The sequence below is a fragment of the Micromonospora matsumotoense genome, assembly GCF_900091525.1.
In the GTDB taxonomy this organism is placed as follows: domain Bacteria; phylum Actinomycetota; class Actinomycetes; order Mycobacteriales; family Micromonosporaceae; genus Micromonospora; species Micromonospora matsumotoensis.
Genome location: NZ_FMCU01000013.1, coordinates 146,979 through 169,209, shown reverse-complemented (window position 1 = coordinate 169,209; position 22,231 = coordinate 146,979). Strand labels below are relative to the sequence as shown.

The following is a 22,231-nucleotide window of genomic DNA, read 5'->3' as shown; positions in this document are numbered from 1 at the left end:
GGGCCTGCCCCGATCACCGAAGTGATCGGGGCAGGCCGTGGTCAGCTGACGGGCAACGGAGCCACCCGGGGCTCGACCAGGAAGCGGTCCGTCGCCGGGTCGAAGTAGCGCGAGCCGTCGTACTCCAATCCGGTCTCCGCGTCCAGGTACCGCCCGCCGAGCCGCAGCGGAACACCGTCCGGGTCGACCGGCCGGCTGCCGTCGGTGCCGACGAGCACCATCGGGGCACCAGCGACATCGGCCAGTACGGCGTGCACCGCGCCGTCGGTGATCTGGGCAACCGGATCCGCCATCGCCGGGTGGTACTCCCACGCCGTCGTGGTGACCCTGCCGCCGCGATCCCGGTGGTGCTGCTCGACCAGCAGACCACCGGACCAGACGAACTCCGTCTCCTCCTGCACCGCACCGTCCGTGCCGCACAGCTGCTTGGCGATCCGCCGGCCGAACGCGTCGTACCGGTAGCGCCACCGGTCACCGCGGGGCGTGGTGACCGAGGCCAGCCGGCCCTGGTGGTTCCAGGACAGGTGCCAGTCACCGTCGGCGCCCGACCGGACAGCCGGCCGGCCCAGCGCGTCCACCGTGTACCGGACAGCACCGTGCCCACCCGGTCGCTCGGCGAGCGCAGCCGCCGGGTCGGCGTCCCGCTCGATCGTCAGACCCGCGTCCCAGACGCGGCTCACCTCGCGTGGGCCGTCGTAGGCGAACCGGAGGTGCTCCCCGCCGGCCACCAGCACGGCCGGCCGGCCGGACTCGTCGTACGACCACTGCGTCGACGCGCCGGAGGGACGGGTCCGCCCGGTGATCGCGCCGAACTGCTCGCTGTAGGAACTGGCGACCGTGCGCCCGTTCACCGTCTCGGCGACCACCCGGCCGGCCGCGTCGCGTGCCAACCGGATCTCCGAGTCGGCGTCGTCGGCCGCGACGACGCGGCCGGCCGCGTCGTACGCCAGCCTGGTGACCGTGGCGCCGGTGCGGCGCTCGACCACCCGGCCGAGCACGTCGTAGCTGAACCGGGTCACCTCACCGGCCGCGTCGGTGTGCGCGACGAGCTGCCCCGCGGCGTCGTACGCGTACCGCTGGGTGCGGCCGTCGAAGTCGGTCTCCTCGACCATCCGGCCGTTCGGGTCGTACGTGTACCGCCACGTCCGACCCTCGGGGTCGGTGATGGTGGCCAGCCGCAGCTCGGTGTCGTAGGCGTACCCGGTGCGGTTGCCCGCATCGTCGATCCGGGCGGTCACCAGGTCGAACGCGCCGTATTCGAGGAACGTGCGGCGGCCGGTGGCGTCGAGCGACTCGACGAGGTTCCCCTCGCCGTCGTACGCGAACTTCTCGACGCTGCCGTCCGGGTTCTCCCGCCAGGCCAGATCACCCTCGAGCGTCCAGCCGAACTCGGTCACGCCGTGGTCGTCCTCGACGAGGACGACGCGGCCGAGGCTGTCGTACTCGTACCGGGTCTCAGTGCCACTCTTCGTCACCGACGTGACCAGCTTCGCCGCGTTGCGGACCATGGCCGTCGCACCGGCCTGGGTGACCGTGCCCGGCCCCTCCTCGACCGGCCGGTCGAAGCGCACCACCTCGCCGGCGGCGTCGGTCTCGGCGACCACCCGCCCGTCGGTGTCGAACGCCCGGTGCCGGGTGCTGCCGTCGAAGTCCCGCCACGACGTCGGACGGCCGAACTCGTCATAGGTGATGGTCGACTGGCTGCCGTCCGCCCGGGTGACCGTGGCGCACCGGCCGTCCGCATCGTGGTCGAAGGTCGTCGTGCGGCCCAGCGGGTCGGTCCGTGACCGGAGCCGGTTCGCGCCGTCCCACTCGGTCCGGGTCGTCGCACCGAGCGCGTCGGTCTCCGCGACGACCTGGAAGCGGTCGTTGAGCTCGTACCTGCGCACCGCGCCGAGGGAATCGGTGACGACGGTCTGGCCCTTCTGGTACTCGAACCGGTACCGCAGGTGACCACCCTTGCCGTCGGTGCCGACGCAGCGACCGGCCTCGTCATAGGTGTAGGAGTACCACTCGCCGTTGCGGTCCTCCCACCGCACGATCCGGCCGTCGGTGTAGTCGAACCGCTCGGCGTCGCCCGAGCTGTTGAGCACCTCGACGAGGTTGCCTTCGCCGTCGTACTCGAACTGGTACGCGGCCTGCATCGCGCCGACCTGGTTCGGCAGCCAGAGCATCGTCACCCGACCGGAGGCCGAGCTGAAGCCGACCTGGGCGCCGGCGGAGGAGCGCAGCTCGATCGGGGTGCCGGCGCTGTCCCGGGCGATCGACCAACGGAGATCACCCTCGGCCACGTCGCTGAGCACCGACTCCGCGTCGTTCGCGGGAGCGAACACCAGTGCGCGACCCGAGACCGGATCGGTCAGCAGCCAACCACCATCCACCAGCCGGCGCAGCGGCAGCGCCCGGCCGACCTGCGGCAGCGTCACCTCACCCACGGCGGGCAGCGGGTAGGTGAGTATCGACCCATCGGCGGCCAGGTAGCGAACCTGATCACCGGAGACGACGACGCGCTGGTCGAGCGTGGAGGCCCAGGAGCGGCCGAAGGACCGGCCCCAGCGGTAGTCGGAGCGGTACGTCCGCTCCAACGTCAGGCCCGGCAGCACGACGTCGGTCTCGGTCAGGATCATCCGGCCGGTGGTCACGTCGATGGGATCGGCGGCGGTCGGCGTCTGCTCGGTGCTCTTGGCCACCGCGTCCGGTGTCACCTCGGTGAACGGTGCGGTCGGGGGGTAGGTGGCCGGCTCCCCGGTTCGACGAGGGGCGCGGGCGTAGTCGTGGTAGTTGTCCTCGTAGATGTCCTCCTCGGTGTAGTAGCGGTCCTCGGTGGTCTGGTTGTCGTCCCAGTCGTCGTCGGTCTGCGTCGTCGGGTCTTCGGGGGTCATGGCGACGTAGTCCGCGACGTGCAACCGGAAACTGTGGAACAGCTCCGCCCGGACGCGGTGCACCGCTTCCTCTTCGGACAGCGGTGGCCGGCCCTGTGCCGCACGTTGGTCGTTGATGAAGTTCGCGATCCCGCGCATCGTCTGCGGGGTGGCCGGGAAGGTGAAGCTGTACGTCGGATCTTCCGCCGGATAGTTGCGTACCGGTGGGATGGCGTTGCCGTACTGCTGTGCACCACCGGGGTAGTTCACGTCGCGGCTGAAACCGGCGCCGGTGGTGAGCACTCCGACCGGTGCCGCGCCCGCAGGCGCGTCCGCGGTCACCGCTGCGGTCGTCGTCGGTAGGGACCCGGTCAACACGTAGGTGAAGGTGGAGTCCGTCTCGCCGTCGGGTAGGCCGATACCGCGCCCCGCGCCGGGCCGGACACCCTCGTTGTGGATTGCGCTGTAGTTCGCCAGGCCGGTGACGTGCAGGTTCACCTGCACGCCGGGCGGCAGGCTGCCGGCCCTGCGGAACTCCTGTTCCAGTTGGGTCAGGTTCGCCGGTGTCGGTGTTCCGAACGGCGTGTACACGGTCCGTTCCGCAGCCCTCGATCCCCGGATGCTCTGGGCCGCGGTGGGCCTGCTCCGGGAGGAGGTCTGCCGGTCACGCTGACGCCGGACATCGTCGCGTTCCTGCTGGATCATCTCCATCAGTTGGCGCCTGGTGCGGTCCAGCCGTCGGATCCGGGAACGGTTCAGGGTCCGAAGCCGGACGGCAGGCGTGTCGTGGTAGGCACGCCAATTGTCCAGCGACACCCGGAGGGCGTTGAGGGCGAAGTCGCGTTCGCCGAGATCGTCCCGACGGAGCCCGAGGTATTCCCGCAGCGCCGTCTGCACCGACGACCACTGTGAACTGTCGGTCGTCTCCTCACCCAGGGTGTCGCGTACCCGGTTCGAGGACAGCCACGCGTCCGGCCCCGCCGACGGCGTCCGGCTTCTACTCGGAGTACTGACGTAGTCGGTCGATCCGTCCTCGGTCCCGGCCGAGGGGTCGTCGGGTGCGGCGTCCGGTGGCACCGCCTCGGGTCCGGTCGACCGGCCGGGGTCCGGCGGGACGACCTCCACGGGCAGCCGCGAGATCCGGTCGAGATCGCGCTGCTTCAGCTCCGGCCGGTCCGCCGCATCGATGGTCGTCATGATCGAGTTGTCGGGAGCGGGTCGGTGTCGCCGCAGCACCCACCTGACCGGCCTGCCGTCGGAGTCCAGGACGGTGTTCTTGCCATCGAGCAGGTACTGGTCGAACAGCCCCAGGAAGTGCGCACCCTCGTGCACGACGTCCAGGGCGGTGGTGTCCGGTGACCAGACGACCTGGGTCGTGCCGGCATTCCCACCGGTCACCCTGATCGAGCGGTGTGCGTGGGGTGCGGTGTCGACGAGATTCATGGTGAAGTTGAACTGGTCCTTCTTGGGACCGATCCGGTACTTCTGGTTGTAGAAGTCGCTGAATACGCGCTCGTACTCTTCCCGCTTGGCGGGCGGGAACACCTCGGCCGCTCGGGAGTCGTCCGGACGCAGTTGCAGCAGCAGTTCGAAGTCCTGGATCCGGCGGCCGTCAGCCGTCACCAATTCCCGGTAGTTGAACGCCAGGTCGCGTCGCTGGGCGCCGATCGACGGCTTGACGGGCGCGAAATCGGGAACCTCCAGGCCCGCCTCGCGGTAGGAGTCACGTACCACCTGGGGGATGGACGGGTCCTTGGCCTGCTTCTCGACGACGTCGAAGACCGTCGTCGCCTTCACCACCCGTGGGGGCACCTGCCTGCGAAGGGCCTCGATCTCCTCCGGGGAGACCCATGCCGGGTCCGGCGGCCCCGGCTGCTCCACTGTGACCTCGCCGGTCTCCCGCGAGCCGGTCGGCGCACGCCCGTAGTCGTCGTAGTTGTCGTAGTAGACGTTCTCCTCGGTGTAGTAGTTGTCGTCGGTGGTCTGGTTGTCGTTCCAGTCGTCGTCGGCGGTCTGCGTCGTCGCAGGGCTCTGGGGCAGCGCGAGGTAGTCGGCGACGTGCAACCGGAAACGGTGGAACAGTTCGGCCCGGACGCGGAGCATCGCTTCATCGTCGGACAGCGTCGATCGGCCCTGTGCCGCACGTTGGTTGTTGATGAAGTCCGCGATCCCCCGCACCGTCTGGGGGGTGGGCGGGAAGGTGAAGCTGTACGTCGGGTCGCCCGCCGGATAGGTGCGTGCCGGTGGGATGGGGTTGCCGTACTGCTGTGCACCACCCGGATAGTTCACGTCCCGGCTGAATCCGGTGCCGGTGGTCAGTACCCCGACCGGTGCCGCACCCGCAGGCGCGTCCGCGGTCACCGCCGCGGTCGTCGTCGGTAGGGACCCGGTCAACACGTAGGTGAAGGTCGAGTCCGCGCCGGCTCCCGGCAGGCCGATACCGCTTCCCGCGCCGGGCTGGAGACCTTCGTGCCGGATCGCGCTGTAGTTCGCCAGCCCGGTCACGTGCAGGTTCACCTGCACGCCCTCCGGCAGGCGGCCGACCCCGTCGAACTCCTGCCGCAGTTCGTTCAGGTTGGCCGGCGCCGGTGTTCCGAACGGCGTGTACGCGGCCGGCTCCGCAGCCCTCGACCCCCGGATGCTCCGGGCCGCGGTGGGTACGCTCCGAGAGGTGGTCGCCCGGTCACGCCGACTCCGGATGTCGTCGTCTTCCGTCTGGATCAGGGCTCTCAGGTCGCGCCTGATCTCGTTCAGCCGTCGAATTCGGGAACGATTGAGCGTCCGGGCGTTCGTGTCCCACCGATCGTGATACTGACGCCAGTTGTGCAGCGATCCCTCAAGAGCGCGGAGGGCGAGCCCTCGCTGATCGAGATCGTCCCGACGAAGCTCGCGGTATTCCCGCAGCGCCGTCTGCACCGGCAACCACCGTGAGGTCTCGCTCGTCTCCTCGTTCAGGGCACGACGCACCACACTCGAAGACAGCCACGCCTCCGGCCCCGCCGACGGCCTCCGACTGCTGCTCGGAGCGGCCACGTAGTCGGCCTCGTCGTCCTCGCGGCCTCGGCGGCGGGGCGCGGCGACGGGCGCCTCGTTCAGGTTGTCGTCCCGGTCGACGTCCGGACCCGACTGGGGGAGCGGCTGAAGCTGTCGTTGGATGCTCTCCAGCGTGGGGTTCTCGGACGAGAGTTGTTCCGTGAGGCTGGACGGTGCGGCGGCGGACTCGGAGTACCAGTCGTGGGCGTGCGGCGACGTGCCGACGGTCGACGGGTTCGACGGCGGGCGCAGGGCCGGGCGCGGCTCGTGCCGGATGCGCTGACTGCCGTCGGGCTGGAGGGTCACCACCTGCGCCAGTGGAGGCATGCCGTACAGCGCCTCCGGCGGTGGCGGGGCGGCCCGGTCCGGCAGTTGGCTGGGCTCACCGTCGAGGGTGACGGGACGCGCCGGATCGTGGTCGCCGAGCGGGTCCAGTGACGGCTGGGTCACCGTGCAGTTCGTCAGGCCGAGCGGGTCCGCGACGGTCAGCGGGTCCGGGACGTACGCCGTGGGGTTCGGCCCACCGGCCAGACCGATCGGGTCGGGGCTCAGATAGCGTGCCGTCGCGGGATCATAGAACCGGAACCGGTTGTAGTGCAGGCCGGTCTCGGCGTCGAAGTACTGCCCCGGGAAGCGGAGCGGGGTGGCCGCGCCGTGGCCGCGACCCCACAGATCGCTGCGTGACCACCAGTGCAACGCGCCGGTCGCCTCCACCAGGTGGGTCGGCGTGCCGATCCGGTCGGTGACGACCGTGCGCAGCAGGTCGCCGTCGCGCTGGGCCAGCGGCGTCGACCCGTCCTGCCGGTAGTCCCACGAGGTGGTGGAGGTGGTGCCGTCCGCGTCCCGATGGGTCTGCTCCACCACGAGGTCGCCGGACCAGGCGAACCGCACCTCTTCGAGCACCCGGTCGTCGCTGGCGAGGCGTTGCTTGAGGATGCGGCGGCCGAAACCGTCGTAACGGTACCGCCAGCGATCCCCGCCGGGGGTGACCACCTGCACCATCCGGTCCTCTGCGTCCCAGCCGAAACGCCACACGCCGGCCGCGTCGACCCGGAGGACCAGCCGGCCCTTCCCGTCGTACTCGAACCTGGCGTCGTCCGACCGCACCAGCATGGTGCCGTCGAACTCCCACCGGTCGCCGACCGTGCCGGCCAGGTTGCCGGCCTCGTCGTAGGCGTACCGTTCCCGCTGCTCCCCGTCGGCGGTCACGGTGTGGACCCGGCCCACCTCGTCGGCGTGGAAGGACCGCTCGCCGGCATGGGAGTCACCGATCGTGGTGATCCGACCGGTGGCGTCGTAGCGGAACTCACGCTCGGCGGTGTCGGCGATGCGCTGGGCCGCCAGCCGCCCGGCGGCGTCGAAGCTCTGGCGCAGCGCGACCACATCGTCGACGGTCCGGCTGATCTCCCGCCCGGCGGCGTCGTGCCGGAACCGCATCAGGTGCCGGCCGGTGGTCAGGCTCTCCGGTCGACCGTCGGCGTCGAAGGTCCACCGGCTCGACCGGCCCGACGGTGTGGTGCGGGCCTGCACCCTGCCCAGCTCCGGGTGGTACGAGGTGTGGACGGCCTCGCCGTTGACGGTCTCGGTGATCACCCGGCCCTGCTCGTCGCGCGTGAACCGGACCACCGCGTCGGGGCTGAGCACCGCCGCGATCCGGCCTTGCGCGTCGTACTGCAGCCGCGTCACGGCATCGCCGACGCGCCGCTCGGTCACCCGTCCCAGCAGGTCGTAGGCGTAGTGGGTGGTGTCACCGGCCGGGTCGGTGTGCGCGACCAACTGACCCGCGGCGTCGCGGGCGTACCGCTGGGTGCGGCCGTCGAAGTCGGTCTCCTCGGTCAGCCGGCCGGCCGCGTCGTAGGCGTAGCGCCAGACCCTCCCGGCCGGGTTCGTGACCGCGACCAGCCGTAGCTCGGTGTCGTAGGCGTACTCCGTGCGGTGGCCCGCCTCGTCGACCCGCGCTGTCGGCAGGTCGAACGGCCCGTACTCGATCCGTACCGTGCCGCCTGCCGCATCTGTGCTCTCCACCAGGTTCCCCTCGCCGTCGTAGTGCCATTCCTGCCGGTAGCCGGCCGGGCCGACGAGCGACGCCAGGTCGCCCTCGGCAGTCCAGCCGAACTCGGTGACGGCCCCGTCCGGGAGCCGCGCCGATCTGGGACGTCCCAGACCATCAAGATCAAAAATCGTCCCGGGTACGCGGTGCGGGCGCGCACCGATCACCGGGGAGTTCACCGTGTTGCCGTCCGGGCGGGTCAGCACGGTCGGCCGACCCCGACCGTCGTAGCCGAACCGGGTGGTCCGGCCGAGCGGGTCGGTACGCGACAGCAGCCGGTTCGCCGCGTCCCACGTCAACCTCGTCGTGGCGCCGAGCGGGTCGACGATCGCGACGACCTGGCGGCGTGCGTTGAGCTCGTACCGGTGTGCACCGCCCAGCGAGTCGGTCGCGATGGTGACGTCGTCGCCGTACTCGAACGCGTACCGCAGATAGCCGCCGTTACCGTCGGCGAGCACACACCGGCCCGCCTCGTCGTAGGCGTACGAGTACCACTCGCCGTTGCGGTCGGCCCACCGCACGATCCGGCCGTCCTCGTCGTAGTCGAGTCGGACCGGGTCGCCGGACGAGTTCCGCACCTCGACCAGGCGACGTCGGTCGTCATAGCCGAAGGTCGGCAGCTCGACCCGGTCGTGGACCTCGCCTGCGGACACGAACAGCGCACCGGTCACCAGGCCGTCGCGGCTGCGCAACCGCACCCGGTCTCCGGTTGCCGACTCCAGCAGGACGGGAGTGCCGGCGTCGTCCCGGGTGATGTGCCACCGCGTGCGGGCCGTGGCGACATCGGAGAGGACCGCCTCGCGGCCGTCTCCGGCGGGGGCGAACAGCAGGACGGTGTCCTGCTGGGTGAGCGACCAGCCACCCCCGGCCAGTCGGCGCAGCGCAGCGGGGCGGCCGAGCAGCGGCAGCGCCTCGCCACCTTCGGCGGGCACGGGGTACGTGAGAATCGAGCCGTCGGCGGACAGGAACCACACCCGCCTGCCGTCGGTGACGACCCGCTGGTCCAGGGTGGACGACCAGCTGGGGCCGAAGGAGCGGCCCCAATGGTAGTCCGAGCGGTGGGTACGCTCCAGGGCCAGGCCGGGCAGGCTGAGGTCGGTCTCGGCGTAGATCATCCGGCCGGTGGTCACGTCGATCGGGTCCCCGGCGGTCGGCGTCTCGGCCGTCGACTTCGCGACCAACGCGACCGGTACGTCCCGCAGCGTCGGCACCGAGCCGGGTGGCGTAACTGCGGCGGAAACCAGCGAGTGCCGGCCGCCCCCGCCATCGGATGGCGGGCCCGGCACCTGAGCCGGCGGCGGCCCGGGCCGGGGGGACGACGGCACCGGCTGGGTCATGCGTTCGGCGCGGTCGACAGCGAGGTCCGGCACCCTCGCGTCGCCTGGCCCGTCCACCGTGGTCGCCGCCTCAGGTGTGGGCGGTGGTGGTGCCTCGGCGACGGCTTGCGGAAGCGGCTTCTGCGCGGTGGTCGGAGGCGGAACCTGCTCTCGCCGGCCGACCCCAGTCGACGCCGGGCCCGACGACGATGCGCCCGACGTCGCCGGGCCCGACGACGATGCGCCCCGGACGGCCTCGGCAGGCTGAGCCGGGAGGGAACGATCCTGTAGCGGGTTCGCCGGGAGCACCGGTACCGGTACCGATCCAGCGGACTCCGGGTCGGACCCCACCTCCGTTGGCGTCGGCGTCGCACGGCCGGTCGGGTCCGGAACCGGGCCGACGGTTGCCGACGGGCCTCCCCGAGTGGTGGTCGTCTCCGTCGTGCCTGACGGCTCGGTCGCGGTGGTGCCGGCCACCTGGCCGGTCGAGAGCGGCCCGGCACCGCTGCCGGTCGTCTCGGCCGGGGTTTCCACCCGCACCGGAGCTCTCAGCTGACCCGAGTCGGTGGGCATCGGTCCGGGCTGGCCGATCTCGGCAGATGTGCCGCGGGGCTGGGTCGGCTCGGCGGAGACGCCGCCGGGTTGTGCCGGTCCCGCCGACGTGTCGGCGGGCACGGCTGGGGTGCCGGCGGGCGGGGTCGGCGTACCGGCGGGTGTGGCTGGCGTGCCGGCGGGCGTGGTTGGGGTGCCGGCGGGCACGGTGGGAGTGGCTGGCGTGCTGCCGGGTGTGGCCGGCGTGGTTGGGGTGCCGGCGGGCGTGGTTGGGGTGCCGGCGGGCCCAGCGGGTGTGGTTGGGGTGCCGGCGGGCGTGGCCGGCATGCCGCCAGGTGTGGTGGTGGTGTCGCCGGGTGTGGCCGGCGGAACGCTCTGCGGGGTCGGATGCTGCGTGGTGGGGTTGACGGCGGCCGGCTGCTGGTTGACGACCGGGGGCGGCTCCTGCGCCTCCACCGGGGCTGGCGGCGGCACGGTCAGACGCTGTGTCGCCATGCTGTCCGGAGTCCTCGAACCGGCGGAGCCCTCTGGCTGGTTGGCGTTCGAAGGAGCGCCGACCGGGCTCGCGGGGCCGGGGGTCGTGGACCGGACCGGAGGCGAGTCGAGGCCCGGCAGCCCCTGGTTCGCACCCGGGATGGGCGTGGTGTCCGACTCCGGCGTACGCCCGGAGTCGGCGGCACCCGACCCCGGAACGTGCCCCGGTCTGCCGCCTTCCGTGTTCGGGCCGCCAGCGACCACGTCACCCGTACCCGCCGTCCCGCCGGGGTTCCGGGGACCGTGGCCGCCCGCCCGCGCCGGCGGCCTGTCGCCGCCGGCGAGTGCTGCCGGGCCTTCGGCACCGGAGCCCCCCGGGAGCCCTCCGCCGCCAGGTCGGCCGGAGCCGTTGACGTCTGTGCCGGCGGCGGCGAGATTCTTGAGCTTGCCGGGTCCGTGGAGGTCGGACGCGTCGGGTTTCCCGGAGCCGCCACCGAGCGCCTCCCCGAGATCTTGTGCGTACCGGTCGGCGTAGCTGCCCACTGCGGAAGACACGGCGGTGGCCAGCGGGTTGAATTCCCCCCCTGCGCCAAGCATCAACATGAAGGTGTACTCGCCGAGCAGTTCGCCGATCACCCCTGATCCGGCCTGGCCGTGCGAGGTGCCGGAGAACTTGGGGAAGAACTTGCCGCCGATCTGGTGTACGCCACCGGCGACGCCGCCGATCCAGGCACCCGCACCGACAGAGAGGAAGAAGTCCGAGAAGTCGAAGCCGTCGCTCTTGTTGTCCTTGGCGATCACGATGGCCTGGGCGGCGACGTTTTCGGCACCCTCCTGCGCAGCTTCCCCGGCGGCTTCCGCCGCGAGGCGCAGGCTCAGCCGCAGGAGGTCGCTCTGCAGCCCGTTGAGGAGGTCCTGCGCCCACTTCTGGCCGATTCTCAGGTACGCCGGGACGAGCGAGGCGCCGAAGCCGGTCGCCATCGCCGAGGCGATGCTGAGGACGATCGTGAACGCCGCGGTCACGATCTGGACCTGTCCGTAGTCGATCTTCTCGTTGGCCAGGTTCGCGATGTATCCGGCGGTCAGGGCCTTGCGGGTACCCGACGGGATCGGGTGGGTGATCGACTTCTGGAACTGGGCGAACGCGTCGGCTGCGGGACCGTCGAGATTGCCCCGCAGCCCGGCGCCGAGCGACTGGGTCGCCGCCATCCCGCTGAGCAGGTTCCGCCCGAACTGGTCGAGTTTGACGCCGAGCGCCTCCAGCTCCGACGGGTCACCCTTGGGAAACTGCTCACCGATGGTGTAAAGGATCGCGTCGTACGCCCACTGCCAGTTCGGGTCGTTCGGAATGTGGAAGTCGCCCATGGGTGGATGTCAGGAGGGATCGGTGAGCAGCGGCACGGCGGTGCCGTCCGAACGGAAGCTGATCAGCAGTGGACGGTATGCGGATGAGGTCGGATCCGGGGCAGGTCCCTCCTTGGGTTTGACCAGAAAGAACTGGTCGCCGCCGGAGTCGACGGGCTGGCCGTCGGGCCCGGTGACCCGGTGCCGTACACCCAGCGGGACGATCGAGTCGTAGTAGTTGGCATCGGCGCGCGAGGTGCCGTCGGAGAAGGTGCTCAGCGTCTGCAACTGGTAACCCGAGGGAATCGGATCGCCGTCGATGAGAACGCCTGCGGTGCCGTAGTGGCGGAACGAGGAGATGGCCGGCACCATCGGCGCCAGCGCGGCCTGCTGCGCGTAGTGGGCCGGCTCCTTGTCGATGAGCGGTTCCGCGTGGAGCACGCCGGCCTCTATCCGTTGGGCTGGCCGTTGGGCTGGCTCCTTCTCGATGACCGAACCGGCGAAGAGCCGGGCGGCCTCCATCGGTTCGCCGGGCCCCTGCGGTGCCTTCGGGTCGATGTTCCGGCCGGCGACGGTCACGCCGACCTCCAATGACGCTTTCCCCAGCTTGAGCAGCGGCCGAGCGACTTCGACACCAGCCTCGTGCAACGGCGGGTCTTCGCCGGCGGTGGACTGCCGCAACCTGAACTGGGTGGGCAGTTCTTCGAACGCGGAGCTGATCTGACGACCGGCCTCGTTGGCCTCCTCGTCCGCCTGCCGGTACCCCTCGCCGCTGAGCCGGAGGCCGACGGCCGCGTACTCCAGGGAACCCTTGACACGGCGGATGGTGTCCTCGATGGCGTCGATGGTCTGGTCGAACTGTTTCTTGAACTGGTTGCCGATGTCGTCGTCGCCCCACGCGGGGCCGTACTGCGTCCGCAGGTGGGACAACTGGCGAAGGTAGCTGTCGTAGCGGGCGATGTGCCTGGCGTACGAGTCACCAGCTTCGATGACGCCTTCGGGGTCGACCCAGATGGAACCCGACGGCCGGCTCACGGCTGCTCCGGTCGGGGGCCGAGTATCTCGCGGAAGCTGCTGTTGATCCGGGGCCCCTCCGGCGGCAGGAACATGTCGACACCGGCCTCGCCCCGGACCACCTTGGCCGCGTCCACCCCCTCGGGTAACAACGGTGCCAGCAGGTTCGCCGCCTGGACCATGACCTGCTCCTTCGCCTCCGTGAAGGTCTGCATGATGCTGGTCTGCAGCGCGAGCGGGGTCATCCGTCGGTAGGCGCTGGTCGGGAAGGCGATGTCGGTGATCACGCCGTTCTGCCCGACCGTGACCGTCACCTCACGCCGGGGGGAGGTGGCGGACGCCCTGACCTCTTTCATCCGTTCCTGGAGTTCCGTCACGCTGTTGCGCTGACGTTCGTACTCCGCGAACAGCTCCTCCATGCGGTCGTTGAAGCTCATGTCGACCGGCTCCCTTCTGCGCCGCCCAAGTACAGGGCCGGGACCGGGTACGCGGAAAGGGCCGCCTCGGTTTACGGGCACGAACGTGCAGCGCCTCTTCCCTACCGCACGGGCTGCCGGACGGCCTCGCGTGTGGTGCGTCGGACGGCGGACAGGGGTGAAGTAGGCAAAGTTGCCCGTCGTTCGGACATGCGCCCCCCGCCGGCCTTGCCGGAGACGGCCGGTCGCCGTGAACACTCGGTACGGCGAACGCCGAGCGCACGAGACTCGACGTCGTCACCTCGACTTACGACGAAAGGAGAGCCGCTGTGACCATGCCAACGGTCCAGACTTCCGAACCGGGTATGGAGGCGGCGGCCAAGGAGTTCGCCAGCAAGGCCGGCGAGTTCAATGGCCACCTGCGTGCCGTCAACGGTGAGATGAGGACTTTGCAGGCGAGCTGGCGGGGTGACGCCTCCAACAGCTTCAACCACGCGATGGACAACTGGGAGGCGTCCTTCCAGACGGTCATCAACCAGTTGCTTCGCATGATGGACGTCATGGGAGCAACGACCGCCGGTTACCGGGCCGCAGAGGAGGATGCCTCGCAGACCGCCCAGGCGTTCTCGTCGGCACTGCCCGGAGTCTGACCCTTTCCCGGTCACTGACCAACGCACTCGAGAAAGGACCTGACGGTGTCCAACTACCGGTTCGACTTCAACCAGGCAGACGCCACCCTCTATGACATGGGCCGGATCAACGGGCGTATCTCGGATGCGCTCGACGAGATGGAGCGCAACGTCGAGAGCAGCCTCCAGGACTGGAGCGGTGACGCGCAGACCACCTATCGCGACGCCAAGATCGAGTGGCGGAGAGCCGCCACCGCGATGACGGTCCACCTGGATCAGGCGCGTAACACGCTGCTGGCGATCTCGGACAACTACGGGACGACCGAGCAGCGGCACACCAGGATCTGGAACGACGTTCGCGGCGGCTGACCCGCCGGTCGGCTGCCGGGCCGGTGCCGCCCGGCAGCCGACGGGCCGCCCGGCACCACTTCCTGGAAGTCGGCCGCACTGCAAAGGTTGATCAAAGATGGGCGTCGATTACAGCTATCCCAACGATGAGGCTATCGACCAGACCGGCATTCTGGACAAGTTCAACGCCGGCGAGATCGGGGGCTTTCCGGGTAAACACCCGGAGGGCTGGATCCAGGCGGTCATTGACGAGGTCCAGGCAGAGATCCAAAGTAACAGCAACTCGATGCAGAAGGTGGACTGGTCCCACTACAGCGCCGAGGAGAAGGCCGCCTACGACTGGTACACGGATGAGGTGATCCCGCGTGACAAGTGGGACAAGATCGTCGACGATTACAAGGCGGACTCCGCCAAGGAGGAGAATGTCACCTGGGAGAAATACGGTGGCACCGACTACTCCGGCATCGACGGGAAGATCAACCCCCCGGACGTCAAGGTCTACACCGGCGGCGACAACAAGAACGGTGCGCTGAAGGTCAGCACCGAGGCCATTCGCTACTTCGCCAACTCGATCGGTGCCCTCGTCGGTACGGACGGCAAGGGCAACAGCATGATGCTCGACGTCAGCAACAAGCTCGGCGAGCTGAACGTGCTTCCCGGCAAGTTCGCCCGGGCCGAGGTCATGCGGCAGAAGATCAGCGGCGACGGCAGCACCAACACGGGACTGATCGGGGACACCCAGGGTCTCCTGGTGAAGGTCCACCAGACGCTCTTCGCGCTACGCGAGAGCCTGCTCAAGATGGCCGACTCCTACGAGTACACCGAGGACGACAACCTGCGTACCGGCAAGGACCTCGAAAAGAAGACCAAGGAGTTCAACGCCATGACCAAGGAGGAGTTCACCAAGGCCATGGGCAAGCCGTGGGGGCAGATCAGCGACATCGACGACTACGGCCAGGTCGGCACCGAGGGCGGCGGCGGCAAGTCCGGTGGTGGCGAGTCCGGCGGCGGTAAGGGTTCGGACGGCGGCGCCAAGTAGTCCTCGCAGTGCCGGACCTGGGGACTCCGGACCGGGCAGTGTTCTCGTACTCGTACAGAGGTTGGTGGATAAGGCATGCCAGAATCCCAGACGGGCCCGGCGGACACCTGGGGAAGCTCCGTGGACCCCAGGGCCACCTTCCCTCCGTTGACGGTGCCCACCGAGCCCCTCAACGACCTGGAGATCTGGGCGCAGATGGATCCGCCCGGATGGCGGCGGATCAAGGCATCTGTCACCGGCGGGTCGGCGATCGAGAGCGAGGCGGGACACACCTACGCCGACTCGCTGATCAGCTACGAGAGCCTGGTCGACGCGGCGTCGGCGTTCCAGCAGGCGTACAACACCCTGCACTGGCTGGAGACGTTCGTCAGCCTGCACTCCCATGCGATCGCCGGTGAGGACAAGGCCTGGCAGGGCGAGGCGGCGCGGGCGTTCCTGGCCAAGATGGACTACTTCAGCGAGTTCCTGGGCAACCAGGCGGAGCGGCTGCTCGGCGGGCCGGGAATGCCGTCCTCGGCGACCCTGCCCCATCAGCTGATGAAGGACGCGAGCTATCTCAAGTGGGCGCAGGAACAACTGAACTACCTCGATGTCGCCTGGGCGAAGATCGCCTACGACGACGGCAACACCAGCAAGACGAGCGGTGGCAACGTCGCGATCAGCTCCACCCGGTTCGCCCGGCCGATGACCAACCAGATGCTGGAGGTCGCGCTCACGCTGGCGGAGCAGTACTCGGCGACCGTCGGGAAGGTCACCTCACCCGAGGGCGACGGCACCCTCGGTATCGACAAGCCGACGGACCCGCCCAAGCCGACCGAGCCGCGGACCGATCCGCCGACGGAGCCGCCGACGGAGCCGCCGACGGAGCCGCCCACCGAGCCGCCGACCGAGCCGCCCACCGAGCCGCCCACCGAGCCGCCGACTGAGCCGCCGACTCAGCCTCCCTACGACCCGCCGACGGACCCGCCCACCGAGCCGCCGACTCAGCCGCCGCACGAACCTCCGCTGGATCCGCCGACGAGTCCGCCCGTCGATCCGCCGGTGGGTGGTCTGCCGGGGTCGCCGGGCGTCGACGATCCACCCGTTTCCGGCCCGCCCAACCGCCTCGACAACAACCCGCCGGGTGTGAACGGTCCAGGCGGGTCCGCTGTCGAACCGCCGGTCGTCGCCGACCCGCCGGGAGGAGGGGGCCTGCCGGGAGGAGGGGGCCTGCCCGGCCTCGTCCCACCGCCCGTCAACGGCCCGCCGGTGACTACTCCCGGTGGCGGCGGTGCGCCGCCCGGCGGGGTCGTCCCACCGCCGATTCCGCACCTTCCGGGCTCCGGCAACCAGGGCCCCGGCAACAACGGCGGGGCAAAGCCGCCCCCGGTCGGCCAGGTCCCCGGTGGAGGTGGGGTCGAGCTGCCCGGAGGCGGTCTTCCTGGCGGCGGTGGTCTGCCGCCCGGTGGTGGTGTGCCTGGCGGTGGTGGTCTGCCGGGCGGGGGCGGTCTGCCCGGTGGGGTGGATCTGCCCCCCGGTGGTGGCCTGCCCGGTGGCGGTGGTCTGCCCCCCGGTGGTGGTGTGCCGGGTGGCGGTGGTCTGCCCGGCGGGGTGGAACCGCCGGGCGGCATCGACCCGCCTGGCGGCGCCCATTCGCCGGGTGGTGGCTCGCCGCCGGGTGTGCCGGGTCAGGGGCCGATGCCGGGGATGCCCGGATCCCCTGGTTCCGGGCTGGGTGGTGGCGGCTCGTCGCCGGAGCGGCCGGACTCATCCGGCCTGGTCGAAGGGGATCTGGAGGACTGGACGCCGGGCGGCTCCGACATCGGTGACCCGTTCGCACCCGGCGGTACGGCCGCCGGCGGTGGTGGTCTGCCCGGCGGGGTGAAACTGCCGGGCGGGATCGATCCCCCCGGTGCCCATTCGCCGGGTGGTGGCTCGCCGCCGGGTGTGCCGGGTCAGGGGCCGATGCCGGGGATGCCCGGATCCCCTGGTTCCGGACTGGGTGGTGGCGGCTCTTCGCCGGAGCGGCCGGACTCATCCGGCCTGGTCGAAGGAGACCTGGGGGACTGGACGCCGACGACTGTCGGGGTGGACGCCCCGGATGCTCCCGGCGGCGCCACTGCCGGGGGCGCCGGCCTCGGGGAGGGACCCGTGCGCCTGCCGGCCACCGGCCTGCCGGCCATCCCGGGGAGCCCGGGTGCCCCTGGGGCCGGGGCGGCCGGCAGCAACCCCGCGGAGCGTCCGGACGCCGCCGGCCTGGTCGAGGGTGACGCCGCAGACTGGGTGACCACCCGCCCCGACCCGATGATCGGTCCCGAGTCGTCCACCGGCACGGCCGCTGGCGGGGTCGGCCTCGGCACCCCTGCGGTCGACCCACCCACCGGCCGTGGCGCCGCGACGCCCGGATCTGGTCCCGTCATGCCGATGCTGCCGGGGCTGCCCGCCGCCGACGGACGGGACCGGGACGCCCCGCCGCGGCCTGACGCCGCCGCGCTGGTCGTGGGGGACGCGCAGGATTGGTCCGCCGCACCGGCGGTCGTCGGCGTGCCGGACTCGGTGCCCCTGCCGGTGCCGGTGCCGGTGGCTGGGGCTGGAACCGGGGCCGTGACCAGGGCCGGGGAGCGTGCCAGGGCCGGTCGGCCGGACGCCGCAGAACTGCTCCACGAGGAGGAACCCACCTGGGCCGGTGCCGAGGCGCCGCCGCTGGACGACGACCGGGTGCCGATCGTACGACCGGTCGAGAAGATCGTCGACACGTCGGACTGGGACGACACCGGCGACGCCTGGTGGTTGCACGGCGAGGAGCCCGGGGATGCCGATCGGACGACCAGTGCGTGACGGGTTCGAGCCGGCGCCCCTGAAGGCGTGGAAACGGGGCCGGTCGACCGGCCCGGCCAACCCGGAGCGGACTACTCCGGAGCGGCCGATGATGTGCGGTGGCCCGGAGTACACCAGCGCCGAGCGACTTGAGTTGGTGCGCCAGAAACAGCGGGAGATGGACGAGGCGGCCCGCCGTGAGCGGGAGGAGGCCGAGGCGCGCGAGGCAGCCAAGCGTCGGGGCCCGAAGCCGGCCGACGATGAGGACGAGTACCCCGCCGGCGAGCGGCCCCGCAAGGACCGGTACGCGGTCACGCTGCTGCGCCAGGACGACTCGGCCTGGGGCGGCGGCAGTGAGGGGTCCGGGGTGCTCGGATGAGCGGAAATGGAGCGCCGGCATGAGCACGGTCACCGTCAAACGTCCGCCCCGCGCCGCCGGCCCGGAGGCACCGGACGGAGAGGTCGAGCTGCAGGAACCGCCGCTGATGGCGGAAGAGGCGCCGCTCGACTTCCGCTCGTTCGCGATGATCGTGCCGATGGGCCTCGGCATGGGCGCCATGATGGCGATGTTCGGCCTCTACAGCCGCGCCCCGATGATGTACGTGATGGGCGGCGCGATGGCCGCCGGCATGCTGCTGATGGGCGTCATGCAGATCGGCCGTGCCGCCGCCGACCGCAAGCGGCAGATGCGCGGCGAACGTCGCGACTTTCTGCGTTACATCGCCCAACTGCGCAAACAGGCCCGGACCGCGGCCGAGGAACAGCGCCGGGCGGTGATCTGGAACAACCCGCAGCCGGACTGGCTCTGGTCGGTGGCGATGAGCAGCCGGCTCTGGGAGCGACGACCCAGCCACGAGGACTTCGGGCGGGTCCGGATCGGGCTCGGCCGGCAGAACGCGATGCTGCGGTTCCTTCCCCCGCAGACCAAGCCGATCGAGGACCTGGAACCGCTCGCCTCGATCTCGCTGCGGCGTTTCTCCGAGGCGTACCGGACGGTCTCTGCCGTGCCGACCTCGGTGGGTCTGCGCAGCTTCACCAGCGTCGAGTTCGAGGGCGCGGCGGAGGCGGCCATCGACCTGGTCCGGGCCATGGTGGCCGCCCTGGTCACCCTGCACGCGCCGGACGAACTGCGGATTGCCGTCCTCGCCCCCGAGGTGCACCGCGGCGCGTGGGACTGGATCAAGTGGCTGCCACACAACGCCCACCCGACCGCGTTCGATGCGGCCGGCCCGGTCCGGCTGTTCGCCGGCAGCCACGACGAGCTGACCGACCTGCTCGGCATGGAGATCGCCGATCGGGGCGACCACGACCGGGAGGCCCGGCCCTCGTCCAGCGAACCGTTCGTGGTGATCATCGCGCAGCTGGCCGACCTGCCGGACAGCTCGCGGCTGCTCGGCGCCGGCATCCGCAACGTGGTCCTGCTCGACCTGACCGGGCAGATGCCCGGCGGCCCCAAGGTGCTGCGGCTGACCCTGGACCAGGAGCTGGTGACGTTCCCCGCCGGGGACACCACCGGTTCTGCGGTACGCGACGGGCTCGGCGCGGCCGAGTGCGAGGCGCTGGCCCGGATCATCGCCCCGAAGCGGACCAGCGGCACCCTCGACGTGGTCGAGGAGCCGCTGGAGAGCAGCTTCGAGCTGACCACGCTGCTCGGCATCCGCGACGCCCACTCCTTCGACGTCGCGGCGCTGTGGCGCAACCGCGCACCCCAACGCAACCGCCTCACCGTCCCGATCGGCGTCACCGAGGGGGGTGAGGTCATCGAGTTGGACCTCAAGGAGTCCGCGCAGGGCGGCATGGGTCCGCACGGCCTGCTCATCGGCGCCACCGGCTCCGGCAAGAGCGAACTGCTGCGGACCCTGGTCTGCGCGCTGGCCGCCACCCACTCCTCCGAGATCCTCAACCTGGTGCTGGTCGACTTCAAGGGCGGCGCGACCTTCATCGGGATGGAGAAGCTGCCGCACACCTCGGCGGTGATCACCAACCTCGCCGACGAACTGCCCCTCGTCGACCGGATGCAGGACGCGCTCAACGGGGAGATGACCCGTCGCCAGGAGATGCTGCGGGCCAGCGGCTACTCGTCGCTCTTCGACTACGAGAAGGCCCGCGCCGCCGGCGCCCAACTGGTGCCGTTCCCCGTCCTGCTGATCATCGTGGACGAGTTCAGTGAGCTGCTGTCCAGCAAGGGCGAGTTCATGGATCTGTTCGTCTCGATCGGTCGGCTCGGCCGGTCCCTCGGTGTGCACCTGCTGCTGGCCTCGCAACGGCTGGACGAGGGCCGGATCAACCGGGTCGAGGGACACCTGTCGTACCGCCTCGCCCTGCGGACCTTCTCGTCGATGGAGTCCCGGTCGGTGATCGGTGTCGGGAAGGCGTACGAACTGCCGCCCGAACCCGGCAACGGATACCTGAAGATCGACACCAGCAACCTGGTCCGGTTCAAGTCCGCCTACGTCTCCGGACCGTACAAGGGCAGTGGGCTGCACGGCGGGAACGACGACGAGCAGGAGCGGGTCGTCGCCGAGGTCGTCCCGTTCCACGCCGGGCAGGTCGCGGCCCGGCACGACCCCGGCCGGGTCCAGGCCCTCGATCCTGTCGAGGAGCCCGCTGAGGAGCCCGAGTCCACCACCGGTCCGACCCTCGTCGAGGTGCTGCTCAACCGGATCGCCGGCGCCGGCCCACCGGCCCGTCAGGTGTGGCTGCCGCCGCTGTCCGCAGCACCCAGCCTGGACACGCTGCTGCCCAGCGTCGTGCCGGATCCACTACGTGGCATGACGGTGGACGACCCGGGCGCGCAGGGCCGCCTGCGGGTGCCGGTCGGCATCGTCGACCGCCCCGCCGAACAACTGCGCGAACTGCTCACGATCGACCTCGGCGGTGCGGACGGGCACATCGGTATCGCCGGTGCGCCACAGAGTGGCAAGTCCGCGCTGCTGCGCAGCGTGATTCTCGCGTTGGCGCTCACCAACACCCCGCGTGAGGTGCAGTTCTACGGGCTCGACTTCGGTGGCGGCGGTCTCGCCTCGATCGCCGGGCTGCCGCACATCGGCTCCATCGCCACCCGGATGGAACGCGACCGGGTGGTCCGGACCATCGAGGAGGTCTGGCAGGTCATGGAGCGTCGCGAGTACGAGTTCGCCAACCGTGGCCTCGACTCGATGAGCAGCTACCTGGCGGCCCGTGCCCGGGGCGACATCGACGACCCGTACGGGCACGTGTTCCTGGTGATCGACGGCTGGTACACGATGAAGCAGGACTTCAGCGACCTGGAGACGCGGTTCCAGGAGCTGGCCTCGCGGGGACTGTCGTTCGGCGTACACGTGATCGTGTCCGCGACCCGGTGGTCGGAGATGCGGACCTGGCTGCGCGACCTGCTCGGCACCCAGCTGGAGCTGCGCCTGGCCGACTCGATGGAGTCCGAGGTGGGCTCACGCAAGGCCGCCACCGTGCCGAACCAGCCAGGACGTGGCCTGACCAGCGGCGGACTGCACTTCCTCGGTGCGCTGCCGCGGATGGACGGCAGTTCGTCGGTCGACGACCTCGCCGAGGCGACCAAGTCCACGGTCGAGGAGATCAGCACGTTCTGGACCGGTCCGGCGGCACCGGGGGTGCGGATGCTCCCCACCCAGCTGCCCGTGGCGAGCCTGCCGGTGCCGGAACCGGCCTTCAAGGTCTGCATCGGTCGCGACGAGCAACGACTGGCCCCGGTCTGGCACGACTTCATGGTCACCCCGCACCTGCTGGTCTTCGGCGACAACGAGACCGGCAAGTCGAACATGCTCCGGCTGGTCCTGCGGGCCATCCAGCGGCACTACACCCCGGAGCAGGCCAAGGTCGTCCTCGGTGACTCCCGCCGCGACCTCGACACCGCCATCACCACCGACTACCAGGTCGGGTTCGGTTTCACCGGCGACAAGCTCCACGAGTTGGCCGGGCAGACCTCCGTGTCGATGAACCGCCGGGTGCCCGGTCAGGAGATCTCCTCCGAGCGGATGCGCCGCCGCGACTGGTGGGAGGGCCCGGAGCTGTTCGTCATCGTCGACGACTACGACCTGATGACCCGCGGGTCCGGGCCGGGCTCCGCCCTCGACCCGCTCCTTCCGCTGCTGGCCCAGGGCGTCTACATCGGACTCCACGTGATCGTCGCGCGCAGCACGTCGGGCGCGATGCGGGCCATGATGGACCCGGTCCTGCGTCGCATGTGGGAGCTGAGCACCCCGGCCACCCTGCTGTCCTACCCGAAGGAAGAGGGCAGGTTCCTGGGCGAGGCGGCGCCCCGCAGACTGCCGCCCGGACGCGCCCAACTGGTCACCCGCCGTGGCGTCAAGTTGATCCAGACCGGGCACGTCGAATGAGAGG

At 70.7% G+C, this 22,231-nt stretch carries 9 protein-coding genes; 6 read left to right on the top strand and 3 right to left on the bottom strand.

The genetic code is table 11. From position 1 onward, the window contains the following. Positions 1-41: 41 nt before the first annotated feature. The 3 genes from GA0070216_RS23365 to GA0070216_RS23355 are packed head-to-tail and all read right to left on the bottom strand — an operon-like array spanning position 42 to position 13,081. Positions 42-11,651, bottom strand: a complete 11,610-nt coding sequence (locus GA0070216_RS23365; protein WP_091250202.1) for a DUF6531 domain-containing protein — start codon at positions 11,649-11,651, stop codon at positions 42-44. A 9-nt stretch (positions 11,652-11,660) separates the two neighbouring features. Then, positions 11,661-12,665, bottom strand: coding sequence for a WXG100 family type VII secretion target (locus GA0070216_RS23360; protein ID WP_091250200.1), 1,005 nt, complete (start codon positions 12,663-12,665; stop codon positions 11,661-11,663). Then, a complete protein-coding gene (locus GA0070216_RS23355) occupies positions 12,662-13,081 on the bottom strand; it encodes a YbaB/EbfC family nucleoid-associated protein (RefSeq protein WP_091250198.1) in 420 nt (139 codons plus the stop codon). The genes GA0070216_RS23360 and GA0070216_RS23355 overlap by 4 nt, the downstream gene beginning before the upstream one ends. A gap of 308 nt (positions 13,082-13,389) precedes the next feature. Here GA0070216_RS23355 and GA0070216_RS23350 point away from each other — a divergent pair, with 308 nt between their 5' ends. The 6 genes from GA0070216_RS23350 (at position 13,390) to eccCa (ending at position 22,227) form a co-directional block, all read left to right on the top strand. Beyond that, positions 13,390-13,710, top strand: coding sequence for a WXG100 family type VII secretion target (locus GA0070216_RS23350; protein ID WP_091250196.1), 321 nt, complete (start codon positions 13,390-13,392; stop codon positions 13,708-13,710). A gap of 45 nt (positions 13,711-13,755) precedes the next feature. After that, positions 13,756-14,058, top strand: coding sequence for a WXG100 family type VII secretion target (locus tag GA0070216_RS23345; RefSeq protein WP_091250193.1), 303 nt, complete (start codon positions 13,756-13,758; stop codon positions 14,056-14,058). A 97-nt stretch (positions 14,059-14,155) separates the two neighbouring features. Beyond that, positions 14,156-15,076 carry a hypothetical protein gene (locus GA0070216_RS23340; RefSeq protein WP_091250189.1) on the top strand — a complete coding sequence of 307 codons (921 nt, stop codon included), beginning with the start codon at positions 14,156-14,158 and terminating at the stop codon, positions 15,074-15,076. Positions 15,077-15,229: 153 nt separating this feature from the next. After that, positions 15,230-17,893 (top strand): serine/threonine-protein kinase, encoded by a 2,664-nt coding sequence (locus tag GA0070216_RS34680; RefSeq protein WP_176739097.1) that lies wholly within the window; start codon positions 15,230-15,232, stop codon positions 17,891-17,893. Continuing rightward, the gene (locus GA0070216_RS23325) at positions 17,868-18,251 is read left to right on the top strand and encodes a hypothetical protein (RefSeq protein WP_141723164.1); all 384 of its coding nucleotides are present in this window, start codon (positions 17,868-17,870) and stop codon (positions 18,249-18,251) included. The genes GA0070216_RS34680 and GA0070216_RS23325 overlap by 26 nt, the downstream gene beginning before the upstream one ends. A gap of 19 nt (positions 18,252-18,270) precedes the next feature. After that, positions 18,271-22,227 (top strand): type VII secretion protein EccCa, encoded by a 3,957-nt coding sequence (gene eccCa / locus GA0070216_RS23320; protein WP_091250179.1) that lies wholly within the window; start codon positions 18,271-18,273, stop codon positions 22,225-22,227. The last annotated feature ends 4 nt before the right edge of the window (positions 22,228-22,231 follow it).

Excerpts from the sequence above, each read along its gene's own strand:
- eccCa (WP_091250179.1), top strand. The coding sequence starts at position 18,271 with ATGAGCACGGTCACCGTCAAACGTCCGCCCCGCGCCGCCGGCCCGGAG.
- GA0070216_RS23355 (WP_091250198.1), bottom strand. The coding sequence starts at position 13,081 with ATGAGCTTCAACGACCGCATGGAGGAGCTGTTCGCGGAGTACGAACGT.
- GA0070216_RS23340 (WP_091250189.1), top strand. The coding sequence starts at position 14,156 with ATGGGCGTCGATTACAGCTATCCCAACGATGAGGCTATCGACCAGACC.
- GA0070216_RS23365 (WP_091250202.1), bottom strand. The coding sequence starts at position 11,651 with ATGGGCGACTTCCACATTCCGAACGACCCGAACTGGCAGTGGGCGTAC.
- GA0070216_RS23325 (WP_141723164.1), top strand. The coding sequence starts at position 17,868 with ATGCCGATCGGACGACCAGTGCGTGACGGGTTCGAGCCGGCGCCCCTG.